Annotated in this window: 2 protein-coding genes and 1 pseudogene; 1 reads left to right on the top strand and 2 read right to left on the bottom strand. The window is 58.8% G+C overall.

The window, feature by feature from the left end:
• Window positions 1-1096: PAS domain-containing protein (locus ACYVHB_RS32785; protein WP_461056292.1), on the bottom strand; the 1096-nt coding region annotated here is incomplete at its 3' end.
• 165 nt (window positions 1097-1261) lie between these two features.
• Window positions 1262-1687 carry a response regulator gene (locus tag ACYVHB_RS32780; protein WP_461056290.1) on the bottom strand — a complete coding sequence of 142 codons (426 nt, stop codon included), beginning with the start codon at window positions 1685-1687 and terminating at the stop codon, window positions 1262-1264.
• A gap of 264 nt (window positions 1688-1951) precedes the next feature.
• Here ACYVHB_RS32780 and ACYVHB_RS32775 point away from each other — a divergent pair.
• Window positions 1952-2375: pseudogene (locus tag ACYVHB_RS32775) on the top strand (hypothetical protein); the annotation flags it as partial.

The raw sequence follows: 2375 nt of genomic DNA, 5'->3' as shown, positions 1-2375 counted from the left end.
CCGGGTGGCCCAGGAGTTGGGCCTCGGTGCGATTCCAGACGGTACAGATGCCCGGATTGGCCAGTTCGACCACGAACTGCGGGCCGCGCAGAATAGCAATGGCCACGGGGGCCTGCTGAAACAGGCTTTGCAGATTCGCTTCACTAACTTCAATCTGCTGGCGGGCCTGCCGGACTCGGGTGACCTCGGTGGCGACGACCATGGTGCGTTCGATGCGTTCGTCCGCGTTCCGCAGGGCATCGTAGACAAAGTCGAAGTACACCGTCTCCAACTGGCCATGGCGCTCCAGGGTGACGGGCAGTTCGTGGCCTTCATAGGCAATTCCGGTTTTGTAGACGCCCAGTAGGAGTTCTTCAAACCCCTGCCCGGTGGCTTCGGGCAGGGCCTCAAACAACGGCTTGTCGACCACTTGCTGATGGGTACGTCCCCAGAGCTGGCAGATGGTCGGGTTGGCTAATTCGATGATAAAATCGGGGCCGCGAAAGATGGCCACGCCTAAGGGCGTTTGCCGAATGATGGCAGCCAGCCGCCGCTCGCTGGTCGCGATCTGCTGTTGCGTTCGCCTGTTTTCCTGCCCGATCCAATCCAGTTGCTGTCGTTGCTGCTCGGCCAGCATGGTATCGGTCGTTTCGGTAGCCACGCAGAAGACGCCCCCAATGCCGTCTGATTCGTCGTAGATCGGGCTGAGCGAATAACTAAAGTAGGCCGCCTGGGGAAAGCCATTGCGATTGACCATCAATAACTGATTTTCCGACCAGTGGGCTTCCCCCCGCGTACCTACCCCCTCGAGACCTGGCCCCAGCGTATCCCAGTCCTCGGGCCCTGTATCCCGGCCGGTACTCCCCAACGCGTGGGGGTGTTTGTCGCCCAGGATCAGCCGGTAGGCATCGTTGTAGAGCATGACCCGGTCGGGTCCCCACCAGATTAAGATGGGAAGGTGGGCGTTCAGGCACAGACTAACGGTGGTCCGCAGGCTGGGGGGCCACTGGTTGGGTGGGCCAACGGCGGTTTGTGACCAATCTTTGGTGCGCATGCGTTCGCCCATCTCACCGCCCCCGGCCAGAAAGGAGGGCGGTGCTGCTTTGTTTACCCCCATAATAGGTCAGTAATCAGAATAGGTTTTGTCAGGTTCATCGGATTAGATGGGTTCTTATTGGTTGTCTGGCATTTACCCTACGTAAACATACATAAAGCACCGCTCAGTCCATGAATAATGACTGAGCGGTGCTGTTGCTGATCGGTCCGGATAGCAATAAACGGGTTAATCGGCTGTCGCGCCCAACAGACAACCGCTCATCGACTGGGCAACCTGAACCAGGTCGGCATAAGAGGCCGGTTTTTTCAGGTACTTACTGGCCCCGCTTCGGTACGCCATGGCCATTTGTGCCGGTTCGGCGGAGGTCGAGATCATCACGGCCGGAATATGGCGAAGCAACGGGTTGGCTTTGAGGGCCATCAGGGCCTCCAGCCCGTTCATTTTGGGCATATTCACATCGAGCAGGATCAGATGGACCGGCTGGGGGGCCGGTTCCCGGCTCCAGGTATCGAGCATGGTCAGCAGATCACTCCCGTCCTCGGCTTCGACAATGGTCACCGCGGGATAAACTTCCTGGAGCGAGAGGCGCATAAAGTACCGGTCATCGGCGTCATCATCGGCCATGTAAATAACGGTATTCGCGTAGTCCATCGGGTAAGTGCTTAGTAAGTGAACCTCAACCCGACAAATATGAGGAGGACTGGCCGGTCAGCCTATGACGGTTGATAGGTATGGATATGATTGTTTACCGACGGAACGTGCGTACGGTTTGGGCGCATCGTGGTCGGGACGGCACGGGTAACGGTCATGTGGCCGGGTGATGCATGTCATAGTTCATCCGGGCCAATGGCTGTAGGTTTGCTTCGGCAATATTCCTGCCTTTACGTATAAATTCAAGTAGGTAAACTCAAGCCAATGGCACCCTTGCAAACCGTATTCGGCTTTTTTGACACCATGGCGGAAGCCCAGCAGGCCGTTCAACGCCTGCTGGCGAAGGGCTTCACCCGGGAAACCGTTGAATTTTCGACGCCAACCAACCAGAACGTGGCCACCAGTGATGGGCCTACCGCGCCCACTGAAGCCGACAACCGCAGTGGGCGGTTCTTTTCCTCCCTCTTTGGTCGCCCTGAAGAGGTCCAACCTGGACTGATCCGGTCGCCCGGGAACCGCACCGGAATGCCCGCCCCGGTGGACCGGGACCATGGCGAACCGACCGGTGGTGCGGCCGGGTCCCGGCGGGGGACGCTGGTAACGGTGCAGACGCAGTCAGCCACCGAAACGAAGCAAGTGGCCGACCTGCTTGACTCGGCCGGGGCCGGAGACGTAGCTATGGATGAAC

This window comes from Spirosoma arcticum (assembly GCF_054779955.1).
Note: the sequence above shows the minus strand (reverse complement) of the source record. Positions and strands in the feature narration are given on the sequence as shown.

Excerpts from the sequence above, each read along its gene's own strand:
- ACYVHB_RS32780 (WP_461056290.1), bottom strand. The coding sequence starts at position 1,687 with ATGGACTACGCGAATACCGTTATTTACATGGCCGATGATGACGCCGAT.